At 71.7% G+C, this 21960-nt stretch carries 19 protein-coding genes; 14 read left to right on the top strand and 5 right to left on the bottom strand.

The features are described from left to right. Positions 1-165: 165 nt before the first annotated feature. Positions 166-3405: a S8 family serine peptidase gene (locus tag LZG04_RS34335; protein WP_233825055.1), complete on the top strand. Its 3240-nt coding sequence runs from the start codon at positions 166-168 to the stop codon at positions 3403-3405. A 51-nt stretch (positions 3406-3456) separates the two neighbouring features. On the opposite strand, the gene hemQ is transcribed toward LZG04_RS34335, so the two are convergent. From hemQ to hemE, 3 genes are read right to left on the bottom strand one after another with little or no spacing between them, the layout of a single operon-like run. After that, a complete protein-coding gene (gene hemQ, locus LZG04_RS34330) occupies positions 3457-4149 on the bottom strand; it encodes a hydrogen peroxide-dependent heme synthase (protein ID WP_233825053.1) in 693 nt (230 codons plus the stop codon). Then, positions 4137-5588: a protoporphyrinogen oxidase gene (gene hemG / locus LZG04_RS34325; RefSeq protein WP_233825051.1), complete on the bottom strand. Its 1452-nt coding sequence runs from the start codon at positions 5586-5588 to the stop codon at positions 4137-4139. The genes hemQ and hemG overlap by 13 nt, the downstream gene beginning before the upstream one ends. Then, positions 5585-6637 (bottom strand): uroporphyrinogen decarboxylase, encoded by a 1053-nt coding sequence (gene hemE, locus LZG04_RS34320; RefSeq protein WP_233825049.1) that lies wholly within the window; start codon positions 6635-6637, stop codon positions 5585-5587. The genes hemG and hemE overlap by 4 nt, the downstream gene beginning before the upstream one ends. A 97-nt stretch (positions 6638-6734) precedes the next feature. Between hemE and LZG04_RS34315 the strand changes: the two genes are divergently transcribed. Continuing rightward, the gene (locus LZG04_RS34315) at positions 6735-7271 is read left to right on the top strand and encodes a DUF3000 domain-containing protein (RefSeq protein ID WP_233825047.1); all 537 of its coding nucleotides are present in this window, start codon (positions 6735-6737) and stop codon (positions 7269-7271) included. Between the two features lie 6 nt (positions 7272-7277). Here the strand turns inward: LZG04_RS34315 and LZG04_RS34310 are convergent, their stop codons facing one another. Next, complete coding sequence (locus LZG04_RS34310) at positions 7278-8441, bottom strand: dipeptidase (RefSeq protein ID WP_233825045.1); 1164 nt, start codon at positions 8439-8441, stop codon at positions 7278-7280. A 317-nt stretch (positions 8442-8758) separates the two neighbouring features. On the opposite strand from LZG04_RS34310, the gene LZG04_RS34305 reads away from it, so the two are divergent. Both LZG04_RS34305 and LZG04_RS34300 read left to right on the top strand, forming a co-directional pair. Further along, positions 8759-9412 carry a response regulator transcription factor gene (locus LZG04_RS34305; RefSeq protein ID WP_181320591.1) on the top strand — a complete coding sequence of 218 codons (654 nt, stop codon included), beginning with the start codon at positions 8759-8761 and terminating at the stop codon, positions 9410-9412. 67 nt (positions 9413-9479) lie between these two features. Beyond that, entirely contained in the window at positions 9480-10715 is a 1236-nt protein-coding gene (locus tag LZG04_RS34300; protein ID WP_233825043.1) for a ribonuclease D, read from the top strand. Between the two features lie 108 nt (positions 10716-10823). On the opposite strand, the gene LZG04_RS42770 is transcribed toward LZG04_RS34300, so the two are convergent. Beyond that, the gene (locus tag LZG04_RS42770) at positions 10824-11069 is read right to left on the bottom strand and encodes a MerR family transcriptional regulator (RefSeq protein WP_308199627.1); all 246 of its coding nucleotides are present in this window, start codon (positions 11067-11069) and stop codon (positions 10824-10826) included. A gap of 426 nt (positions 11070-11495) precedes the next feature. On the opposite strand from LZG04_RS42770, the gene LZG04_RS34290 reads away from it, so the two are divergent. The 10 genes from LZG04_RS34290 to LZG04_RS34245 all read left to right on the top strand — a co-directional run bounded on the left by LZG04_RS34290 (position 11496) and on the right by LZG04_RS34245 (position 21735). Next, positions 11496-12716 (top strand): acetyl-CoA C-acyltransferase, encoded by a 1221-nt coding sequence (locus LZG04_RS34290; protein ID WP_233825041.1) that lies wholly within the window; start codon positions 11496-11498, stop codon positions 12714-12716. Continuing rightward, positions 12713-14824: a 3-hydroxyacyl-CoA dehydrogenase NAD-binding domain-containing protein gene (locus LZG04_RS34285; RefSeq protein WP_233825039.1), complete on the top strand. Its 2112-nt coding sequence runs from the start codon at positions 12713-12715 to the stop codon at positions 14822-14824. The genes LZG04_RS34290 and LZG04_RS34285 overlap by 4 nt, the downstream gene beginning before the upstream one ends. Before the next feature lie 63 nt (positions 14825-14887). Further along, the gene (locus LZG04_RS34280) at positions 14888-15295 is read left to right on the top strand and encodes an HNH endonuclease (protein ID WP_233825037.1); all 408 of its coding nucleotides are present in this window, start codon (positions 14888-14890) and stop codon (positions 15293-15295) included. Positions 15296-15393: 98 nt separating this feature from the next. Continuing rightward, positions 15394-16800, top strand: coding sequence for a plasmid pRiA4b ORF-3 family protein (locus LZG04_RS34275; RefSeq protein WP_233825035.1), 1407 nt, complete (start codon positions 15394-15396; stop codon positions 16798-16800). A gap of 61 nt (positions 16801-16861) precedes the next feature. Then, on the top strand, positions 16862-17158 hold the full coding sequence (locus LZG04_RS34270) for an NERD domain-containing protein (RefSeq protein ID WP_233825033.1): 297 nt from the start codon (positions 16862-16864) through the stop codon (positions 17156-17158). A gap of 389 nt (positions 17159-17547) precedes the next feature. Further along, a complete protein-coding gene (locus LZG04_RS34265; protein ID WP_233825031.1) occupies positions 17548-18102 on the top strand; it encodes a hypothetical protein in 555 nt (184 codons plus the stop codon). Further along, positions 18099-18425, top strand: a complete 327-nt coding sequence (locus LZG04_RS34260; RefSeq protein WP_233825029.1) for a hypothetical protein — start codon at positions 18099-18101, stop codon at positions 18423-18425. Before LZG04_RS34265 ends, LZG04_RS34260 begins: the two co-directional genes overlap by 4 nt. After that, positions 18422-19186: a hypothetical protein gene (locus tag LZG04_RS34255; protein ID WP_233825027.1), complete on the top strand. Its 765-nt coding sequence runs from the start codon at positions 18422-18424 to the stop codon at positions 19184-19186. The genes LZG04_RS34260 and LZG04_RS34255 overlap by 4 nt, the downstream gene beginning before the upstream one ends. 26 nt (positions 19187-19212) lie before the next feature. Beyond that, positions 19213-19686 carry a hypothetical protein gene (locus LZG04_RS34250; protein WP_233825025.1) on the top strand — a complete coding sequence of 158 codons (474 nt, stop codon included), beginning with the start codon at positions 19213-19215 and terminating at the stop codon, positions 19684-19686. 63 nt (positions 19687-19749) lie between these two features. After that, positions 19750-21735, top strand: a complete 1986-nt coding sequence (locus LZG04_RS34245) for a DUF262 domain-containing protein (RefSeq protein ID WP_233825023.1) — start codon at positions 19750-19752, stop codon at positions 21733-21735. The last annotated feature ends 225 nt before the right edge of the window (positions 21736-21960 follow it).

Raw genomic sequence — 21960 nt, 5'->3', positions numbered from 1 at the left:
CGAAGTCCCCACCAAGAGACGCTGACCCCACCTTTAAGGGTGGATAGCGTCGAAGTCGTTGGGGGGCTTCGACTGTTCTGGCACACCGCTGCCGCCGCAGGTCAGCGGCGCCTTCCGACTGCGCGTTTTTCCCAGCGCGACAACCAGATTCGGGAGGTATCTGTGTTGACGTCGAGATCACGAAGGCGCGGGGCGCGGTGGGCGGCCGCCGCCCTCGCGACCGGCCTCGCGGCAGGCACGGCAACGGGGGTTGCCGCCGCGACGCCCCGGCGGTCCGACCCCGCGGCCGGGCACACCGGCCCGGCGGTCACCCTCATCACGGGCGACAAGGTCGTGCTCAACAGGCCCACGTCCGGCTCGCTGCGACCCGGCCCCGGCCGGGAACGCGTCACGTTCCACACGTTCCACCGCGACGGCAACCTGCACGTCGTGCCCGGCGACGCCGTGGCCGCGGTCGCCGCGGGCAAGCTCGACCTGCGCCTGTTCGACGTGACCGGGCTGGTCGAGGCGGGCTACGACGACAGCCGGCGCGACAGCCTGCCGCTGATCGTCACCGGCGACCAGCCGCGCTCCGCCGCCGTCCAGGTCACCCGGGCGCTGCCCGCCGTCGGCTCGGTCGCCGCGACCACGGCCAAGTCCGAGGCCGCTACGACGTTCCAGGCCCTCGTGCGCGACCCGGGCGTGAAGAAGGTCTGGCTCGACGGCCTGCGCCACCCCGACCTCGACCGCTCCACCGCCCAGATCGGCGCGCCGACCGCGTGGCAGGCCGGGTACACCGGCAAGGGCGTGAAGGTCGCCGTCCTCGACGGCGGCGTGGACCAGACGCACCCCGACCTGGAGGGCAAGGAGGTCGCGGAGCACAACTTCACCGACGAGCCCGACGCCACCGACGCCGACGGCCACGGCACGCACGTCGCCTCGACCATCGCCAGCTCCGGGGCCAAGTACCGAGGTGTCGCGCCCGACGCGCGGATCCTCGACGGCAAGGTGTGCGCCCGCTACGGCTGCGCCGAGTCGTGGATCCTCGGCGGCATGCAGTGGGCCGTCGACCAGGGCGCGGACGTGGTCAACCTGAGCCTGGGCGGCAACGACTCGCCGGAGGTCGACCCGCTGGAGGAGGCCGTGAACACGTTGTCCGCGCAGAGCGGCACGCTGTTCGTGATCGCCGCGGGCAACTCGGGCGGGCCCGGCACGGTCGGTTCGCCGGGCAGCGCCGACGCCGCGCTGACCGTGGGCGCGGTCGACCGGGACGACGACATCGCGTACTTCTCCAGCCGCGGCCCGCGCATCGGCGACGGCGGGGTCAAGCCCGACATCACCGCGCCGGGCGTGGACATCGTCGCGGCGAAGGCCGCCTCCGGCACCATCGGCACGCCCGTGGACGACCGGCACGTGGCGCTGTCCGGCACGTCGATGGCCACCCCGCACGTCGCGGGCGCGGCGGCGTTGCTCGCCCAGCAGCACCCCGACTGGAACGGCGCTCAGCTCAAGGCCGCGCTCATGGCCTCGGCGAAGGCCAACCCGGCGCTCACCGCGTTCGACCAGGGCGCGGGCCGGGTCGACCTGGCCAAGGCCATCACCACCACCGTCACCACCGACCCCGCGAGCCTGTCGATGGGCATCCGGCAATGGCCGCACAACGACGACACGCCGGTCACCCGGGACCTGACCTACCGCAACAGCGGCACCGAGCCGGTCACGTTCCCGGTGTCGGTCGACGCCAAGGGCCCGGACGGCAAGCCCGCGCCCGACGGCATGTTCACCGTCACGCCCGGCACGGTCACCGTGCCCGCCGGCGGTGCGGCGAAGGTGACCGTCACCGCCGACACCAGGGTCGGCGCGGTCGACGGCGCGTACTCCGGCGCGGTGGTCGCGGGCGACGTGCTGCGCACCCCGGTGGGCATCGACCGCGAGGTCGAGAGCTACGACGTCAAGGCGACGTTCCTCGATGCCGAGGGCGGTGCGCCGAGCAGCTACGCGAGCGCGGTGATGGGCGTGGACAACAACACGTTCACGTTCCTCCAGTCCGCGGACAACACCCCCACCATCCGCCTGCCCAAGGGCGAGTACATGGTGCACACCACCATCCTCACCGGTGACGAGGCGGGCGGCCGCGTCGCCGTGCTGCCGCGGCCCTCGCTGTCGATCACCGGGGACACCTCGGTCACGTTCGACGCCCGCACCGCCAAGCCGGTGCGCGTGACGGCGCCGGACCCGGAGGCGGTGTCCTACATCGGCGACATCAACCTCGACCGCTCGACCGGCGACCGGCGCGCCGGGTTCGGCGTGGCGTTCTTCGAGGGCCTGCCGGAGCACCTGTCGCTCGGCCACACCGGTCCCGAGCTGCCCGCCGACAACCTCGAGGTCACCATCGGTTCGCAGTTCGAGGGCCGACCGGCAGGCGACGCACGGGTGAGCTACCGGTTCGCGTGGATCGAGCGCGGCCGGGTGCCCACCGGTTTCGTCCGCGCGCCCGCCAAGCGCGACCTGGCCGAGGTGCGCACGAGGTTCGGCCCCGGCCCGGCCGGCGACGAGTTCGCGCACGGCGGCAACGCGAGCGGCCCGTCGGGCGGCGGTGGCTGGGCGGTGCTGTTCCCGGTCCGACCGGGCGGCTCGGCGGTCGACTACGTGACCACCGCCGACGTCCAGTGGACGTGGCGCATGATCCAGGTCAAGGGAGAGTTCGACATCGTCGCGGAGTACGCGTCACCCCGACGCGCCTACCGCCCCGGTGAGCGCGGCGCGGAGAGCTTCAACTTCCCCGTGCACGGGCCGGGCCTGCCCGCATCCCGCTTCGAACCCCTCGGCCGGGTCGGCGACCAGCTGTTCGTGCAGGTGCCGATGCTCAACGACGCCGCGAACAACTGGGGCGGATCGGCCTACGAGTCCGCGCGCACCGCGCTGTACCGGGAGGGGCAGAAGATCGGCGAGGTCGCGGACCCGGGCGGCTCGTTCACCGTGCCGGCGGGCGCGGCGCGCTACCGGGCGGAGGTCGACGTCGTGCGGGCCCCGGGCGTCTCGGAGCTGAGCACGCGGGTCACCGGCGCGTGGACGTTCCGCTCCGACACCACGCCCGAGGGCGAGGTGCGCAAGCTGCCGATCTCGGTGGTGCGGTTCGCGCCCCGGCTCGACGCCACCGGCGGCACGCCCGCCGGACGCCTGCTGCGCATCCCGTTGACCGTGCAGCAGCAGCAAGGCGCCGACAACGGCCGCGTCCGCGCGGTCGAGGTCGACGTGTCGTTCGACGACGGCAAGACGTGGTCCGCGGTCCCGGTCGTCGGCGGCGCGGCGCTCGTCCGCAACGCCGCGCACGCGGGCTTCGCGTCGTTGCGCGCCAAGGGCGCGGACAGCAAGGGCAACACGTTCGAGCACACGGTGCTCCGGGCCTACCGGCTCACCGCGTAACGGCCGGCGGGGAGGGGCGTCCGAGGTCGGGCGTCCCTCCACCGCGTCCGCTCACGGCAGGTTCGCGACCAGCTCGGCGGCCGGGACGCGGGTGCCGGTGTAGAACGGGACCTCCTCGCGCACGTGGCGACGCGCCTCCGTGCCGCGCAGGTGCCGCATGAGGTCCACGATGCGGTGCAGCTCGTCGGCCTCGAACGCCAGCATCCACTCGTAGTCGCCGAGCGCGAACGACGCGACCGTGTTCGCCCGCACGTCCGGGTAGTCCCGCGCCTCCTTGCCGTGGTCGGCGAGCATGCGGCGGCGGTCCTCGTCCGGCAGCAGGTACCACTCGTAGGACCGCACGAACGGGTACACGCACACGTACTTGCGCGCTTCCTCGCCCGCCAGGAACGCCGGGATGTGGCTGCGGTTGAACTCGGCGGGCCGGTGCAGCGCGACCTGGCTCCACACCGGGGTGGACACCCGGCCCACGGCGGTGCGGCGGAACCCGGTGTAGGCCTGCTGGACCTGCTCGATCTCCTCGGCGTGCCACCAGATCATGTAGTCGGCGTCCGCGCGCAGGCCCGCCACGTCGTACACGCCGCGCACCACGACGCCCTTGGCCTCCAGGCCGTCCAGGTACTCCTGCGCCTCGGAGGCGGCGGGGCCGCGGTCGTCGGGCAGGCGACCGGGCTCCACCCGGAAGACCGACCACATGGTGTAGCGGATGGTGTCGTTGAGCTCGTTGTAGTTCAGGCGGGCCATGACCCCATCCTCTCACTGCGCTCGTCCGAGGGATCGGGGCCGAGGACGTGAGCGGCGACACGAGCCGCGGCGGCGTGGCCGGTGGCGATGCACGCGGGGATGCCGACGCCGTGCAGCGTCGCCCCCGCCACGGCCAGGCCGGGCACCTCGCCCACGGCGTCCTCGATGCCCCGCACCACGTCCAGGTGGCCGACCCCGTACTGCGGCAGGCCGCCGCCCCAGCGGGTGACCAGGGTGTCGATCGGCTCGGCCGTGACGCCGGTCAGCTCCCGCAGGTCGTGCCGGACGGCGGCGACCAGCTCGTCGTCGTCGCGCTGCAACAGGTGCGCCTCGCCGTGCCGGCCGACGCTGCCGCGCACCAGCACCGGCTCACCGGCCAGGTGCGCCCACTTGCGGCTGGAGAAGGTGAACGCCTTCGCGGTGAACGGCACGCCGTCGGCCGCCCGCTCCCCCTCGGCCAGCAGCACGCCCGACCGCTCGGGCAGCTCGGTGCCCGGCGGCAGGGCCAGCGCCACCACCGCCATGGACGCCACCTCGACCTCGGCGTACCGGCGGGACGCGGCGGGCGCGACGTCGGCGAGCAGCTTGCGCGCGGCGGGAGCGGGCACGGCGAGCACCACGCCGTCCACGTCCAGGTGCTCGGGCGCGGCGGCGGAGCCGATCTCCAGCCGCCAGCCGTGCTCGCGGCGCAGCAGGGCGCGCACCGGCAGGCCGAGCCGGATCGCGGCCGCCTCCGCCAGCCGGTCGACCACCGTTGACAGGCCGTCGCGCAGCGTGCCGAAGACCGGCGGACGGGTGACGCCCGGCTGGGGCGGAGCGGGGACGGTGGTCGCGGCGGCGTCCAGCAGCGAACCGAGGCCGGCGTCCAGCGCCGAGGCGAGCTGCGGCATGGTCGCGCGCAGCCCGAGCTGGTCCGTGCGGCCCGCGTAGACGCCGCCCAGCAGGGGCCCGACCAGGCGGTCGCCCACCTCGGGGCCGAACCGCTCGCGCAGCAGCGCGCCCACGGCCACGTCGGCGCCGTCCAGCCGGATCGGCGGCAGCCCGGGTTCGGCGGCGACCCGGCGCAGCCCTTCCGGCGACAACACCTGGCGCACGGCGTCCACCGACGCGGGGACACCCATCAGGGTGTGCGCGGGGATCGGCCGGGTGCCACCGGCGGCGTGGATGCTCGCCGCGGCCCTCGTCGGGTGCACCACCCGGTCGGCCAGGCCGAGTTCGGCGACCAGCTCGGCGGCCTCGGGGCGGCGGTGCAGGAACGCCTCCGCGCCCACGTCGTAGGCCCGCCCGCCGACCTCGACCGTGCGCAGCTTGCCGCCCAGCCGGTTCGACTGCTCGACCACGGTGACCTCGGCCCGCGGCCCAAGCAGGTGGCGCAGCCGGTGCGCGGCGGCGAGGCCGGAGATCCCGCCCCCGACCACCGCCACGCGCGGCGCCCTCATGCGGCCCGGTGCACCAGCTCGACGGCCCGGGTGATCACGTCCGGGTCGGTGTCGGGCAGCACGCCGTGGCCGAGGTTGAAGATGTGCCCGGCGGCGGCGCGGCCCTCGCGCTTGATCCGCTCGATCTCGCGCTCCAGCGCGGGCAGGCCCGCGAACAGCAGCGCCGGGTCGAGGTTGCCCTGGACCACCGGCTTGGGCAGGTGCGGCGCGGCCTGTTCCAGCCGCCTGACCGCCACGTCCAGCGGGGTGCGCCAGTCGACGCCGACCACGTCCGCGCCCGCCTCGCGCATCGCGGGCAGCAGCTCGCCCGTGCCGACGCCGAAGTGGATGCGCGGCACGCCGCGGACGCTCTGCAGGACCCTGGTCGAGTGCGGGAGCACGAACTCGCGGTAGTCGCGCTCGGACAGCGCGCCCGCCCACGAGTCGAACAGCTGGACCGCCTTCACGCCCGCGCGCACCTGCACGCGGAGGAACTCTGCGGTGATGCCCGCCAGCCGGTCCAGCAGGGCGTGCCACAGGTCGGGGTCGCCGTGCATGAGCGCCTTGGTGCGCTCGTGGTGCTTGCTCGGGCCGCCCTCGACCAGGTACGAGGCCAGCGTGAACGGCGCGCCGGCGAAGCCGATCAGCGGCACGTCCCCCAGCTCGGCGTTGAGCAGGCCGATCGCGTCGACCACCGGCCGCACCTGCTCCTCGTGCAGCTCGGGGATGGCCTTGACGTCGGCCTCGGTCGCGATCGGCTTGGCCACCACCGGCCCGGTGCCGGGCACGATGTCCAGGTCGACGCCCGCGGCCTTGAGCGGCACGACGATGTCGGAGAACAGGATCGCGCCGTCCACGTCGTGGCGGCGCACGGGCTGCAAGGTGATCTCGCAGACCATCTCCGGGTCCAGGCAGGCGTCCAGCATCGCGGTGCCTTCGCGCAGCTTGCGGTACTCCGGCAGGGAGCGGCCCGCCTGGCGCATGAACCAGACCGGGGTGCGCGACGGCGTGCCGCCGCGTGCGGCGACGAGCAACGGGGCTTCGGTGATGTCGTTCATCTCGCCGTCCATCGTCCCACGGGCTGGGCGGAGGGCGTCTTCGGGCGGCGTCCGCGGGCCCGGCGTGCCGCGCTCACGTTCCGACGTGGCGGGGCCTACAGTCCGTGGTGTGACGGAGCCCGAACTGTTCCAGCGGGCGGTGGCGACGCTCCGGTCGGTGCGCACCCGGCCCGAACTGGAGTTGACCGAGGTGCGCCCGCCGCAGCGGCTGGCGCCTTGGTCCTTCGCGCTGACCGCGGAGGCGACCGGGCCCGCCGACGAGCTGTCCACCGGACGGCTGGTGCTGCTGCACGACCCGGACGGGGTCGAGGCGTGGTCGGGCGTGTTCCGGCTGGTCGCGTACGTGCGGGTGGAGCTGGACGCGGAACTGGCCGCGGACCCGCTGCTGCCCGAGGTCGGCTGGTCGTGGCTGGTGGAGGCGCTGGAGGTGTCCGGTGCCGAGTTCCTGGCGCTGGGCGGCACGGTGACCCAGACGTCGTCGGCGAGGTTCGGCGACATCGCCGGCCCCGCCCGCACCGACGACCTGGAACTGCGCGCCTCGTGGACCGCGCGGACCGCCGACCTGGCCACCCACGGCACCGCGTTCTTCGACGTCATGGCCACCGCCGTGGGCCTGCCCCCGGTGGGCGTGAGCACCCTGCGCTGACGCCGGTCAGTCGTTGGCGCGCAGCACGCGCAGGGCGTTGAGGCCGGCCAGCTTGGCGCAGTCGTCCTCGCTCCACCCGCGGTCCAGCAGGGTGCCGACCAGGTCCGGGTAGCAGGAGACGTCCTCCATGCCCTCCGGCAGGGCGCGCGTCCCGTCGTAGTCGCCGCCGAGGCCGATGTGGTCGATCCCGGCCACCTCGCGGGCGTGCTCCAGGTGCGCGACGACGTCGTCCATCGTGACGCGGGGCGGGGGGCCGCCGTCGGTCCAGGAGTCGACGAACCGGTGGCGGGCGTCGAGGTCGTTGTGGTTGTCCCCCGCCGCGTCCATCGCGACCTTCAGGCGGGCGTCCCACTCCGCGTACGCCTGCGACAGGAAGTGCGGCACGAACGTCACCATGCACACCCCGTCGTTGTCCCTCAACCGCGTCAGCACGTCGTCGGGCACGTTGCGCGGGTGGTCGGCGACCGCTCGGCACGACGAGTGGCTGAACACGACCGGCCTGGTCGAGACCTCCAGCGCGTCGCGCATGGTGGACGGCGCCACGTGCGAGAGGTCGACCAGCATCCCGATGCGGTTCATCTCGCGCACCACGTCGCGCCCGAAGTCGGTCAACCCGCCGTGCACGGCCTCGTCGGTCGCCGAGTCCGCCCACGGGGTGTTCTCGTTGTGGGTGAGCGTCATGTACCGCACGCCCAGCCGCCGCAGCGCCCGCAGCACGCCCAGCGAGCCGTTGATGCTGTGCCCGCCCTCCGCGCCGATCAGGGAGGCTATCCGCCCGTCCCGGAAGGCCCGTTCGGCCTCGTCGGCGGTGGTCGCGATGCGCAGGTGGTCGGGGTAGCGGGCGGCCAGGTCGTGCACGAGGTCGATCTGCTCCAGCACGGCGGTGACGGCTGCGTCGCCCGCCAGCCGGCAGGGGATCCAGACGGACCAGAACTGCATCCCCAAGCGGCCCTCGCGGGCCCGGAGCAGGTCCGTCTGGAGGGCGGGCTGGCGCACGGTCAGGTCGACGGTTGAGACGGACGAGACCGGGTCGCCCGCCGTTGACTTTTCACCGAATTCCCCCGCGGCGGCGAGGTCGCGCAGTGCCCACGGCAGGTCGTTGTGCCCGTCGACGAGGGGCACGCGTGCCAGCAGTTCCCCGGCCCGGCCTCGACCTGTGGTGCTCGCCACCCGCAACTCCTTGATGTCGTCGTGAGAACCGCTCGCGTTACGCCCCCGATCGAGTTGTCAGCCGATCGTGTGACAGCGGGGGCCATCAGTGACAACTCATTCGGGATAGATACCCGATTGATCGTCCCGTAGACCCGCTTGGGCGGCTACGCTGCCCCAGACGACACCACTTTCGGTCGATCAGTGGCGCGGCTGATTGGACGAAAGTCCCGGTGCCGGTCGGGGGGCACGACCGACTCCAGGGAGGTAGTGACGTGGCTGCCGTCGGCTTAGGTCAGGCCGTTCGTACCACGCCAGCCGGCACGTTGCCGGCGAACATGGTCCCGCACCCGCGGGAGGAGCTTTTTTCAGTGCTGGTGGTCGACGACCACCCACTGCTGAGGGAGGCGATATCGGCTCGGCTCACCCAGATGGGAGCCGGGACAGTGCATGAGGCGGCTTCGGTCGCGGAGGCTCGGGCGCGGGCACTCGCTACCGGACCGTGCGACCTCGCGATCCTCGATCTGGGTCTGCCGGATGGCACCGGCATCGACCTGGTCACGGAACTCCGTGCCCAGGGCTGGCCCCGCATCGTGGTCCTCGCGTCCTCCGACGACCCCTACGCGGTCAGGTCGGCCTTCCAGGCAGGCGCTCAGGCGTACCTGCTGAAGTCCGCCTCGCCGATGGTGGTCACCGACGGGGTGCGCAGGGTCCTCGACGGGGGCGTCTACGCAGACCCGAGCGTCGCGCCCGTGCTCGCCGCGGGCACGAGGGTGCCGGGCACCGACAACACGCCGCGGGAGCTCTCCGCGCGTGAGGTCGAGGTCCTCCAGCTGGTCGCCGATGGCCAGAGCAACAAGGAGATCGGCGAAGCGCTCAGCCTTTCCGCGCTCACGGTGAAGTCTCACCTGTCGCGGATCGGGCGCAAGCTGGGCACCGGGGATCGGGCTCAGATGGTGGCGCTGGCCATGCGTGCCGGCGTGATCCGCTGAGCAGGTCGGCACACTGAACCGGCCGAACACACCCGCGAGTGGTGCGTTCGTCGTAGGGTCTTCCGCCGTGGACGTACCCTCCGACGAGCCAACCGAACCAACCGGTGCTGATCCGGTGCCGCTGGTGGAACCCGCTGACGGCGTTCCGCCTGTCGTCGCCGACGCACCGTCGCTCCGGCGTGCCGCTGACGCGCTCGCCGGAGCGACGGGTCCGGTTGCGGTGGACACCGAGCGAGCCTCGGGATACCGCTACTCGCAACGCGCTTACCTGGTGCAACTGCGCCGGGCAGGCGCCGGGACCGTGCTGGTCGACCCGATCGCCCTGGGCGGTCGGCTCGATCCGCTGGTCGAGGCGCTGGACGGGACCGAGTGGGTGTTGCACGCGGCGTCGCAAGACCTGCCGTGCCTCGCCGAACTCGGCCTGCGTCCGAGCGCGCTGTTCGACACCGAGCTGGCGGGCAGGCTGGCCGGGTTCGAGCGGGTGGCGCTGGGCACGCTCGTCGAGCGGTTGTTGGGCTATCGGTTGGAGAAAGGGCACGGCGCGGCCGACTGGTCGCGCCGGCCCCTTCCCGCCGACTGGCTGAACTACGCCGCGCTCGACGTCGAACTGCTGATCGAGCTGCGTGACGTGCTCGAACAGGAGCTTGAGCGGCAGGGGAAGCTGGCGTGGGCGCTCGAGGAGTTCGAGGCGGCCCGCACGGCTCCCCTGCCGCGCCCGCGCGCGGAGCCGTGGCGCCGCACGTCGGGCATCCACCGGATCCGCAGCCCGCGGCAGTTGGCCGCGGTGCGGGCGTTGTGGGAGGCGCGGGACGCGCTGGCCCGTGAACGCGACATCGCGCCGGGCCGGGTCCTGCCGGACTCCGCGCTGGTCGACGCCGCCGTGCGCAACCCGGCGGACGAGGCCGCGCTGACGGCGCTGCCGGTGTTCCGCGGTCGGGCGCAACGACGCATGGTCGGCGTGTGGCTGGGCGCGTTGCAACGCGCCGCCGCGCTGCCGCGCACCGAGCTGCCGGAGCCGTCGCAGCAGCACGACGGCCCGCCGCCCGCCAACCGCTGGGCCGACAAGGACCCCGCCGCCGCGGCCCGCCTGGCCGCCGCGCGGACCGCCCTGGCGGCCGTGGCCGAGGCGAACAACCTGCCGGTCGAGAACCTGCTGCTGCCCGACCTGGTGCGGCGCACGTGCTGGCAGCCACCCGCCGACACCTCGCCGGAGGGCGTGGCCGCCACCCTGCGCGAGGGCGGCGCCCGCAACTGGCAGATCACCCTGACCGCCACCCCCCTCTCCACCGCCCTAACCCCCTAAAACCCGCGCGTGTCCTACGTCCGGAACGCGTGTGTCCTACCTCCAGAACGCGAGAGTCCTACGTTCGGAACGCGTGTGTCCTACGTTCGCGCACCCCGAGTTGAACGCTCAGAACACTTGATCTTGTTCTGAGCGTTCAACTCGGGGGTCCTGAACGTAGGACACACGCGTTCCGGACGTAGGACTCGCGCGGTCGGAGGGTTCGCGGCGGGCCAGGGCGGCGTCGGCAATCGACAACCCGCCCGGCTCCACCATCGCCCGCACGAGCCGCAGCCGGTGCAGGTGGTCGTCGGCGTACCTGGCCCGGTTGAGGCTGGTCAGCTCGGGAGGTGGTGCAGGAGGTGGTGCCAGCATGACCGGCTTGCTGTTCAGGTCACGTTCCGGCTTGCCGCCCCGTGCTGGGGCCTGATGATCTCCGCGCCAACCTCGCCGGTGACGGCCCGCGTCACATCCTCCCCGCTGGTCGCCGCGCACCTGCTGCGGTTGTGGGCGACGATGAGCAGTCCGGACCTGGACACGCCCAGGGAGTTCCTGTCCACCGCCTGGGGCGCTGCTTGGGGCTGCACCCGCTGCTCATGTGCTCCCTGCTGGTGCTCACGATCGTCCTGTCCCCGTTCGGGTTCGGGCTGTTCCTGTGGCCGTCCGGGCGTCCTGTGACCGAGCGAACAGGGCGACCTCGGTGGTTACCGGTCAGTAACAGGGGCTAGAGTTGTGTTACCGATCGGTAGGAGTCGCGCCCGACCGCTCGGGCGAATCGTCACCACAAGCGGAGGAGACGCCGTGGCCGCACCAGAAGCGCCGGCACGCGTTCGTAACGTGGTCTTCGTGGACGGCGTGCGCACGCCGTTCGGCAAGGCCGGCCCCAAGGGAATCTTCGCGGAGACCCGTGCCGACGACCTGGTCGTCAAGGTGATCCGCGAGCTGCTGCGCCGCCACCCCGAACTGCCGCCGGAGCGGGTCGACGAGGTGGCCATCGCCGCCACCACGCAGATCGGCGACCAGGGCCTGACCATCGGCCGCACCGCGGCGCTGCTCGCGGGCCTGCCGAAGTCGGTGCCCGGCTACGCCATCGACCGCATGTGCGCGGGCGCCATGACGGCCGTGACGACGTCGGCCAGCGGCATCGCGTTCGGCGCGTACGACGTGGTGATCGCGGGCGGCGTGGAGCACATGGGCCGCCACCCGATGGGCGAGGGCGTCGACCCCAACCCGCGGTTCCTGTCCGACAAGATCGTGGACCCGTCCGCGCTCGTCATGGGTTCGACGGCGGAGAACCTGCACGACCGGTTCCCGCACATCACCAAGGAGCGCGCGGACGCGTACGCGGCGGCGTCGCAGGCCAAGTACGCCGACGCGGTGAAGAACGGCAAGATCGGCCCGGAGCTCGTGCCGGTCGCGACCCGGTCCGCCGAGAACGGCTGGGGCCTGGCCACCGTCGACGAGCCGCCCCGCCCCGGCACCACGGTCGAGGACCTGGCCAAGCTCAAGACGCCGTTCCGCCCGCACGGCCGGGTCACCGCGGGCAACGCGGCCGGCCTGAACGACGGCGCGACCGGCTGCATCCTGGCCGAGGAGGAGACCGCCCGCGAGCTGGGCCTGCCGGTCGGCATGCGCCTGGTGGGCTACTCGTTCATGGGCGTCGAGCCCGAGGTCATGGGCGTCGGCCCGGTGCCGGCCACCGAGAAGGCCCTCAAGCGCGCCGGCCTGACCATCGACGACATCGGCCTGTTCGAGATCAACGAGGCGTTCGCCGTGCAGGTGCTCGCCTTCCTCGACCACTTCGGCATCGCCGACGACGACCCGCGGGTCAACCAGTGGGGCGGCGCGATCGCCACCGGCCACCCGCTGGCGTCCTCGGGCGTGCGCCTGATGACCCAGCTGTCGCGGCAGTTCGCCGAGCGGCCCGACGTGCGCTACGGCATCACCACCATGTGCATCGGCATCGGCATGGGCGGCACCGTTATCTGGGAGAACCCGCACTGGAACGGGGAGAACAAGTGACCACGTTGACCGCTGACGAGGCCAAGGCCCTGTTCCCCGACGAGGTCGTCACCCGCGCCCGCACCAAGCTCGTCCCGGTGCCCGGCCTGGACGGCCAGGTCGCCCTCATCACCATCGACAACGGCCACGACCACACCCGGCCGTCCACGTTCGGCCCGCAGTCCCTGGTGAGCCTGAGCGAGGCGTTCGACGAGGCCGCGGCGGCGTCCCCGGTGGCGATCGCGGTCACCGGCAAGCCGTTCGTCTTCGCCGTGGGCGCGGACCTGACGGCCGTCGAGGGCGCGTCGAAGCGCGAGCAGGCCGTGACGATCGGGCAGCTCGGGCACGACGTGTTCCGCAAGTTCACCGAGTCCTCCGTGCCGACATTCGCGTTCGTCAACGGCGCGGTGATGGGCGGCGGCCTGGAGCTGGCGCTGTCGTGCCACTACCGGACCCTGGCGTCCAACGCGGCGGCCATCGCGCTGCCCGAGGTGTTCCTCGGCCTGTTCCCGGGCTGGGGCGGCACGCAGCTGCTGCCGAACCTGATCGGCGCGAACGACGCGGTCACCGTGATCTTCGAGAACGCGCTGAACCAGAACAAGATGCTCAACCCGAAGCAGGCGCTGGACCTGGGCATCGCCGACGTGCTGTTCGACTCGGCGGACTACCTGGAGCAGTCGCTGCTGTGGCTGGCGTCCGTGGTGCGCGGCGACGTCGTGCCCGCCCGCCGCGAGATCGACCGCGGCGCGGGCTGGGACGCGGCGGTGGCACGGGCCCGCGCGATCGTCGAGGGCAAGACCAAGGGTGCCGCGCCGGGTGCGCTGAAGGCCCTCGAACTGCTGGAGCTGGCCCGCGCCAACGACCTCGACGCCGGGTACGCGGCCGAGACCGAGGCGCTGGCGGACGTCGTGATGAGCGACGAGCTGCGGGCCGGGCTGTACTCGTTCAACCTGGTGCAGAAGCGGGCCAAGCGGCCGGCGGGCGCGCCGGACAAGTCGTTGGCGCGCAAGGTCACCAAGGTCGGCATCGTCGGCGCGGGCCTGATGGCGTCGCAGATGGCGCTGCTGTTCGCGCGGCGGCTGGAGGTGCCGGTGGTGCTCACCGACATCGACCAGGCACGGGTGGACAAGGGCGTCGGGTACGTGCACGCCGAGGTCGACAAGCTGCTCGGCAAGGGCCGTGTGTCGGCGGACAAGGCGAACCGGCTCAAGGCGCTGGTGAGCGGTTCGCTGGACAAGGCGGCGTTCTCGGACGCGGACTTCGTCATCGAGGCCGTGTTCGAGGATCTGGGCGTGAAGCAGAAGGTGTTCGCCGAGGTCGAGGAGTTCGTCTCGGCGGAGGCCGTGCTGGCGACGAACACGTCGTCGCTGTCGATCACCGAGATGGCGTCGGGCCTCAAGCACCCCGAGCGGGTCGTGGGCTTCCACTTCTTCAACCCGGTCGCGATCATGCCGCTGCTGGAGATCGTGCGCGCCGGGCAGACCGACGACGCGACGCTGGCGACCGCGTTCGCGGTGGGCAAGCAGTTGAAGAAGTCGTCCGTGCTGGTGAAGGACGCGCCCGCGTTCGTGGTGAACCGGCTGCTGACCCGCTTCATGGGCGAGGTCGTGAAGTCGATCGACGAGGGCACCCCGTTCGAGGTGGCGGACAAGGCCACCGAACCGCTGGGCCTGCCGATGTCGCCGCTGATCCTGCTGCAGCTCGTCGGCCCGGCCGTCGCGCTGCACGTGGCGGAGACCATGCACGCCGCCTTCCCCGACCGGTTCGGCGTGTCGGAGAACATGAAGAAGTTCGTGGCCGCCGGCAAGACCGCCGTGTACCAGTGGGACTCGTCGGGCAAGCAGAGCGTCGACCCCGAGGTGCAGGCGCTGTGGTCGTTCGGCGACCAGCCGCTGACCGGTGACGAGGTCTTCGCGCGTGCGCTGGAGGCGCTCGCCGAGGAGATCCGGATCATGCTCGACGAGGGCGTGGTCGCGGAGGCCCAGGACATCGACCTGTGCATGATCCTGGGCGCCGGCTGGCCGTTCTGGCTGGGCGGCATCACCCCCTACCTGGACCGTTCGGGCATCTCGGAGAAGGTGACGGGCAAGCGCTTCCTGGCACCCGGCATCGCCTCCGTGCCTGCCTAGACCCCCAGACCCTGCGCCCCGGCTGTCGTGCGACGGCCGGGGCGCAGTGCTTTCCTGGATGCGATGCCTGACGCCCGCGACCGTCCGACCCGTCTGGCCGACGTGCTCCTCCGCGACGGCGATGACTGCACGTGGTGCCGCCGCCCGTTCACCGGTCAGGTCACCCCGACGACCGACCACCTGGTGCCCAAGCTCAAGGGCGGCCCGTCGTGGCAGGAGAACGAAGTAGCCTCCTGCCGCCGTTGCAACCGCGAACGCGGCCACACTTCCCCGGCCGACTGGCTGGCCGAGTGCGACCGCCGCGGCTGGCAGCCGGACCGGGCGCGCGTGACCGACCTTCTCGAATCCCTGTCCCGGGCCATCGCGGACCGGGGCGGCCAACGCCGTGCCCGCCCCTACCTGGCCGCCCAGCTCCGCCGCTTGACGAACACGACCGGCGGATGTCCTAGCGGTCCCTTCGAGTCCGGCTGAACCACCCGGCAAGGCACCCGCGCCCCATTCGTGGTGAGGAATGTTCAGGTCCAGAGGCCGTGTGCGACGCCACTGACGCGGGTGGCACGATCGGGCGGGTGTTGAACGATGTCCAACCCACGCTGGCCGACCTCCGCGCGATGCTGGCTGATCAAGGAGCCCCCGAAGAGGCGTTGCGGCTGGTCGACGCCGCCCGGCACGTGCCCGACGCGTTGGAGCGCCTGACCGCGGCAGGCTTCGTCCAGCCGGTGGCCGAGCTCGCGATGGCGTTCCTCGACGGCTTCTCACCGCTGCTGGAGCCGGGTTGCGGACCACTGGACGCCGAATTGGCCGCTTCCGAGTTTTTGGGCGCGATGGCCGAGACCACCGACCCTCAGGACTTCCCGGACATGGTGGCCGCCCTGATCGCCGATGCCGAGGCCACGGGCAGGCCGGAAGCCCTCGCGCTGGCCAGGTCGTTCGCGGTGCTCGCGCCGCCGGAGGTGCGGCCGATCGCGGCCCAGGCCGCCGACCGCCTCGTCGCGAGCGGGTTGCACGACCCGAAGTGGGCGAGGACGGTGGGCAAGCCGACCGTCGGCGCTTGCTTCGGCTACGCGGACCCGCGCGGCGCACAAGAGGGATTGGCGCTGACCTTCTCGTACGGACGCAAGTCGCACGTCCTCGTCCTGTTGATCGACCACGACCTCGGCGGCCTCAAGGACTGCTTCGTCAGCGACCAGCCGAAGGAGATCCGGGCCGGGTACGTCCACGCGGCCGAGGAGCTGGGCTTCCCGTTCCGGGAGTACACGCCCGAACAGGCGCGCAGGATCGTGGCGGACGTGCTGGAACGCGAGCCGTGCCCGGTCGAGCCGGACCAGGTGGAGGACGTGACGACGAACCTGGCGCTGCTGGAGCAGCGGCTGGAACTGCTCCCGGAGGCCCCGAGGACCGCCCTCGACACCAGCGTGCACCGGCTGAAGGTCACCCTGCGCGGGTCGAAACCGCCGATCTGGCGCCGGGTGGAGGTGCCGTCCTCCACGTCGCTGGTGCGACTGCACCAGGCCATCCAGGACTTGTTCGCCTGGGAGGACTACCACCTGTGGGTCTTCGACACGCCGCTGGGCGAGTACGGGATGCCCGACCCGGAACTGGGCCACGGTGACGCCGCCACCGTGACGCTGGCCGATGTCGCGTCGCGTCCGAAGGACCGCATCGGCTACCTGTACGACTTCGGGGACGCCTGGGACCACGACATCCTGGTGGAGGACGTCGTCCAAGCCGAACCGGGTGTTGCCTACCCCCGCTGCCTCACCGGTCGCCGTGCCGCGCCGCCAGAGGACAGCGGCGGCATCTGGGGCTACGCGGACCTGTGCGACGTGCTGGCCGACCCCGAGCACCCCGAGCACGCCGAACGGCTGGAGTGGCTGGAACTGGACTCCGCCGCCGACTTCGACCCGGCAGCCTTCGACGCCGACGAGGTGAACGAGTACCTCTCACGCGTGGCCAAGGTGCCGATCAAGCCGTGACGTTCGCTCGGTCGTGCCGGTCCGGCGGGTAACGCGTACCCCCCGGATCGCACGATCGGGGATGGAGGGGCGTCGAGTCGAAAGTGCGGGGCGGACGAGCAGTAGAGCGGGCGACGGGATCACGCAGTCCGCGTTCACGCACGAGCGGGCGGCACTGCGGCAGGTGCGCGAGCTGCTGCCCGACCGGCACTCGTACGAGGCGTGGTCGGACTGCACGTCCACCTCTCCGCACGGGCACATCCGCGAGGTGGACCTGCCGGTCGCCACGCCGAGCGGCCTGCACCGGGTCGAAGTCGAGAGTCTGAGGTGCCGGGTGGAGAACCGGCACGGGACGTGGGTGCGAGCCCGGCGAACATGAGCCACTGGCAGCGGGGTACGGGCACGTCACCGACAACGTCAGGGTGACCGAGTGCGTGGGCGTCGCCTGCCCTGACACCTCGCCACCCCGCGACCGCAGCCACCGGTCCTCCCGACTCCGCCGCCTGCGCGGAAGGGTGAAACCCAGGAGCAGTCGACTGGTCCACCTGAGCCGACGCTCACCGAGGACGTCAACTGCCTGCGAGTGGCTTCTGCCATCGGATACGGTGCGAACTCGGTTGGTTACCGACCGCAGGGGGAGACGTGGGCGGCGAATTCCGATTCGGCTTCGAAGAGGGTGGCGAGGAGGACCAGCGCGCTCGGCCGTCACCCGACGCGGAACCACAACAAGACGTCCTGATCGGACGCGATCCGGACGGTGTGGTCACCGTGGCGGTGAACGACCTGGCGGAGATCCAGTTCGTCACCATCGCCGGGCAGTGGCGCCGGTCGGTCGACCCGCGCGCCCTCGGCTCGGCGGTGACCCAGGCGGCGAACGCGGCCACCGTGCGAGCGCTGGCGAAGCAGGTCGAGCGACCGGCGGAACCCGTGCCCGCACCGCCGCCACCGCCTCCGTCGACCGAGCGCATCACGCCCGAGCAGGCGTTGCGGTTGATGGATGCGGTCACTGCCGACCTCGCCCGGCACACGCAGCGCATGACCGAGGTGGCGGATCGACCGACGACCACCGAGAGCAGGGGCGGCCACGTGCGCGGCACGGCCCACCGCGGGCAAGTCCTCGACCTGGAGGCCGATCCCGCCTGGACGCACACGGCCCGCGTGACCGAGATGCAGCAGGAGTTCCTCGAAGTGCTGCGGGCCCTCCGCGCCCAAGGCGTCCCCGCCGATCTGGCCCGAGGCCCGCAGAGCCCCGCCATCACCGAGCTCACCGCCTTGGTGAGCGATCCGACCGCGCTGCTACGCCGAGTGGGGTTGCTGCCATGACCGACGTCTCCGTCGCCCTCGAAGCCATGCGGTCCGACGCCACCGCCTGGGCGACCGCGGCCGACGATCTCGACGGCCCGCGCTCCGCGCTCGGCGGGCTGGCACTGACCGGCGCCGATGTGTCCATGTGGGCGGCCGACCGGGGTCTGGACCGCACCTACAACGACGCCCGGGCAACCTTGGAGGACATGCTCGCCCAGGCGACCCACGCGTTCCGCAGCCTCAGCGAGAGCCTGCACGCGGCGGCGAACACCTACGAGGCCGAAGAGGAAACCAACCGGCACGCCATGAACAGCATCCACACCGACGGCGGTGGTCGATGAACCCGCTCGTGCAGAAAGCGCACCAGCAGACCCGGAAGATCGACGAGGAGAGCCGGAGGTTCTTCGAGCAGGTCAACAGCGTCATGAGTTGGGTGCCCGCGCCGTTGGACTACCTCGTGGACCCGATCGTCCGCAACCTGGCGCTGCTCGACGGGAGGCTGCGCGAGTTCCAGGATCGGGTCAACCAGTTGTGGGACCAGCGAGGCGACTCCGACCGGCTCAAGCAGGTCGGAGAACAATGGGTGTCGCAGGTGGGCAACGCGCTGGGCGACATCGCGGGCACGATCGGGCTGGACAAGCTCCGCACGACGATCGAGTGGGAGGGCCGCGCGGCCCGCGCCTACCAGGCCACCGTGCCACCCCAGGCCGCCGGGCTGAACTCGATCAAGGACATCGCCGGGCAGATGCGCTCGTCGCTCAACAGCCTCGCGAACTCGATCGACATGTTCTGGATCGCGATGGGCCTGGCGTTCGTCGGGTTCGCGGTCGCCATCGCGGGGGCGGTGGTCGCCGCGTTCACCGTGGTGGGCATCCCGGCGGCGATCGGTGTCATCCTCACCGCGGCCGCAGCCGCGTTCGGCCTCATCGCCGCGGCGATCATGGCACTCGAATCGCACATCAACACGATCGAGGTCGAGCAGGCCGCGATCCGGCAGAAGCTCCGGGACCTCGGCTCGACGTGGACGATGCCGAACACCGCGGACATGGCCGATGCGAGCGCCACCGACGGCGACGGCTCGGACTGGCGGCCCGGCTCGTGACGCGACCAGGCCCACCGTCGCGGTACATGTGGATACCCGCCGCCCGTGTCCGCTGGATCCAGGGCAGGTGCGCAGTCCTCGCGTCGGTGGGCCTGGTCGCCTGCCTCGTCCTCGCGGCGGCGATCGTGGGGTTCGGACGGGCCCTGCCCACGGCCTACCACCCGATCAACACCATGGTGTGGGGCGCGGGGGCTGCTTCGGTGATCGGGCCGTTCCTGTCCTCGATCAGCCTCGGCATGGCCCGCTCGTACGCGTGGGGTGAGCAGTTCGACGTCTTCCGGATGTGGCAGGCCCGGCGCGCGTTGACGGGCAGCTGGGTGAGTTCGAGCCTGTTCGTCCCCCTGTCCTGGTTCCTGCTGGTGATGACCGCTCGAAGCGGCGAGAAGCCGGTCGGGCTCACCGGTGGGACATGGGCGTACCTGCTGCTGTTGGCCGCACCGGCGGCGCTGGCGGGCGTTCTCACTTACGTCGGACGAGCGCTGTTGCCTACACCCGGATAACGGCGCGGCAGCGCCCAACGATGAGCTGTCCATCTTCGAACGCGTACGGCGGGAGCCGCTTGGATGCCTGTTGACAAGACCGAACGCGAGGTCAGGACTCTCGTCAGCCAGATCGAACAAGGTGAGATCAGGCTGCCGGAGATCCAACGCGGCTACGTGTGGAAGCCGACCCAGGTGGCCAAGCTGGTCGAGTCGCTCTACCGCGGTTACCCGTCCGGGTCCCTGCTCTTCTGGCAGACCGACGAGGCGCCGCAAACCAGGGAAGCCGCGATCAGCGGTCCGGCGGGCAAGGCCGCTGTCGTGCCGCTCTACCTCCTGGACGGCCAACAGCGCGTCACGTCGCTGCACCGGGTCTTCACCGATCACCCGCAGGCGGCCATCGTCTTCAACGTCGAGAGCGAGAAGTTCCAGAACCAGAGCGCGGCCACGGCCAAGGACCCCCGGTGGATCAAGGTCTACGACGTCCTCAAGCCCGAGGCCGACCAGTGGCGGCTCGTCGGTGAACTGCACGAGCGCAATCCGGGAATTGCCCCGAACGAGATCAGCAAGCGGCTGCAGAAGCTCGCCGCCATCCCCGGCCACAAGTTCCACATGGAGGTGCTGCGCGACTTCCCCTACGACGAGGTCACGCAGATCTTCGTGCGCGTGAACAGCGGGGGCCGCTCGCTGAAGACCTCGGACCTGGCACTCGCCACCCTGTCGGCGCGGTGGCCGGGTGTGCTCCAGAAGTTGGAGGCGGAGGCCAAGCACTGGGCCGACCGCGGCTACGGCGACATCGACGTCACGTTCCTCACCCGGGCCCTCACCGGCGCGGTGCTGGGACGCGGACTGTCCGCCTGGTCGCACGCACGCCTGGTGGCGGCGACCGACGACGAACTCGACCGCGGCTGGGCCACGGTGCGGCGCGGGCTCCAGCACCTCGTGCCCTTGCTGCAGAACAACCTCGGTGTCTCGCACAGCAAGCTGCTGCCGTCGATGGTCGTCCTGCTGCCGTTGATCGTCCTGCTCGGTGAGCGGGAGGACGAACAACTGGACGGCGGCACGGCCGACGCCATCCTCTTCTGGTTCCTGGCGGCCACTATCCGCAACCGGTACAGCGGGTCGACCGACACCCGGCTCGGGCAGGACATCCCGGCGGCCCGCACGGAGGACCCGGTGCGTCGACTGCTGGACAACCTGGGCGTCACCGGCGGCGTGTCGATCGGACCGGACGACCTCGCGGGCCGGACCGTCGGCAGCCCGTACTTCTTCCTGAGCTTCCTGGTCGCCAAGGAAGCGGGGGCCAAGGACTGGTGGGGCAGCATCGGCATCTCGGCGGCGGCCGAGGGCAGCCAGGCGCTGGAGTACCACCACATCCACCCGCAGGCCACACTGAAGAACCACCCCGAGAAGTACAGCAAGGGCGAGATCAACGACCTGGCCAACCTCGCCTTCATCTCCGGCAAGGCCAACCGAAAGATCAGCCACAGGTCGCCCCGGGACTACTTCCCGACGCTGGGCGACCAGGAGCTGACCGCCCACCTCATCCCCGTGGACGAAGACCTGCGGGACGCGGACCGCTACCGCTTGTTCCTGAGCGCGCGGCGGCGCCTGCTGGCCGACGCGATGACCGGCCTGCTGGAGAGGTTCCGGCCGGCGTGGCTCTCCCCGGCGTCCGAGTCCGCCGACCCGCTGTCCGGCGCTGTCCTCGAATTCGAGTGGTTCGACAACGCGACAGGTGACGACGTCCTGCTCGCACGGGCACGCACGAACAGCGGCACGTGGTCGGGGACGATGTCCGCCGTCGACTTGGAGGACATGGTGGCCGCCGCCGAGGCCGGGGTGGACGGCGACCTGGTCATCGCCGGCGAGAGCACCCCGGTCCGGGTCCAGGACGAGTTGCTCGAAGTGCCGATCGGGCCGTTCGTGGTCACCGGCACCCTGCCGGAGTGGCGCAAGGTGCTCGACCGGGAGCGCGGCGACAGCCGTCCGATCGCGGCTCTCGCGCAGCCGGAGGTCGAGCGGTGGGAGGGCGAACACCTGATCTTTCCGGTAATCAGCGTCGACTGACACAACCGGGTGTTCGGGCGGCGCTCAACCGGTGCTGAGACGACGGTTCCTCGCATAAACGATTACTTCATAAGGGTGAACACGCCGGGAGAATTAATCATCGCCGGGTCTCCGTGGCCGCCGGCCGGGATACTTCACTCGCTCGTGGGTTGAGTCGTCCGGTTCCACCACTCGGCAGCTTTGCCATGTGGGAGCCTGGACACGCACAGCGACGTCTCACGTGCG

Source organism: Saccharothrix sp. S26 (genome assembly GCF_021390395.1).
Classification (GTDB): domain Bacteria; phylum Actinomycetota; class Actinomycetes; order Mycobacteriales; family Pseudonocardiaceae; genus Actinosynnema.
Note: the sequence above shows the minus strand (reverse complement) of the source record. Positions and strands in the feature narration are given on the sequence as shown.

What these genes read in the sequence shown, in the direction of transcription:
- LZG04_RS34255 (WP_233825027.1), top strand. Translation starts at nt 18,422, where the DNA reads ATGAACCCGCTCGTGCAGAAAGCGCACCAGCAGACCCGGAAGATCGAC.
- LZG04_RS34245 (WP_233825023.1), top strand. Translation starts at nt 19,750, where the DNA reads ATGCCTGTTGACAAGACCGAACGCGAGGTCAGGACTCTCGTCAGCCAG.
- hemG (WP_233825051.1), bottom strand. Translation starts at nt 5,588, where the DNA reads ATGAGGGCGCCGCGCGTGGCGGTGGTCGGGGGCGGGATCTCCGGCCTC.
- LZG04_RS34280 (WP_233825037.1), top strand. Translation starts at nt 14,888, where the DNA reads ATGCCTGACGCCCGCGACCGTCCGACCCGTCTGGCCGACGTGCTCCTC.
- hemQ (WP_233825053.1), bottom strand. Translation starts at nt 4,149, where the DNA reads ATGGCCCGCCTGAACTACAACGAGCTCAACGACACCATCCGCTACACC.
- LZG04_RS42770 (WP_308199627.1), bottom strand. Translation starts at nt 11,069, where the DNA reads ATGCTGGCACCACCTCCTGCACCACCTCCCGAGCTGACCAGCCTCAAC.
- hemE (WP_233825049.1), bottom strand. Translation starts at nt 6,637, where the DNA reads ATGGACGGCGAGATGAACGACATCACCGAAGCCCCGTTGCTCGTCGCC.
- LZG04_RS34260 (WP_233825029.1), top strand. Translation starts at nt 18,099, where the DNA reads ATGACCGACGTCTCCGTCGCCCTCGAAGCCATGCGGTCCGACGCCACC.
- LZG04_RS34305 (WP_181320591.1), top strand. Translation starts at nt 8,759, where the DNA reads ATGGTCCCGCACCCGCGGGAGGAGCTTTTTTCAGTGCTGGTGGTCGAC.
- LZG04_RS34250 (WP_233825025.1), top strand. Translation starts at nt 19,213, where the DNA reads ATGTGGATACCCGCCGCCCGTGTCCGCTGGATCCAGGGCAGGTGCGCA.
- LZG04_RS34270 (WP_233825033.1), top strand. Translation starts at nt 16,862, where the DNA reads ATGGAGGGGCGTCGAGTCGAAAGTGCGGGGCGGACGAGCAGTAGAGCG.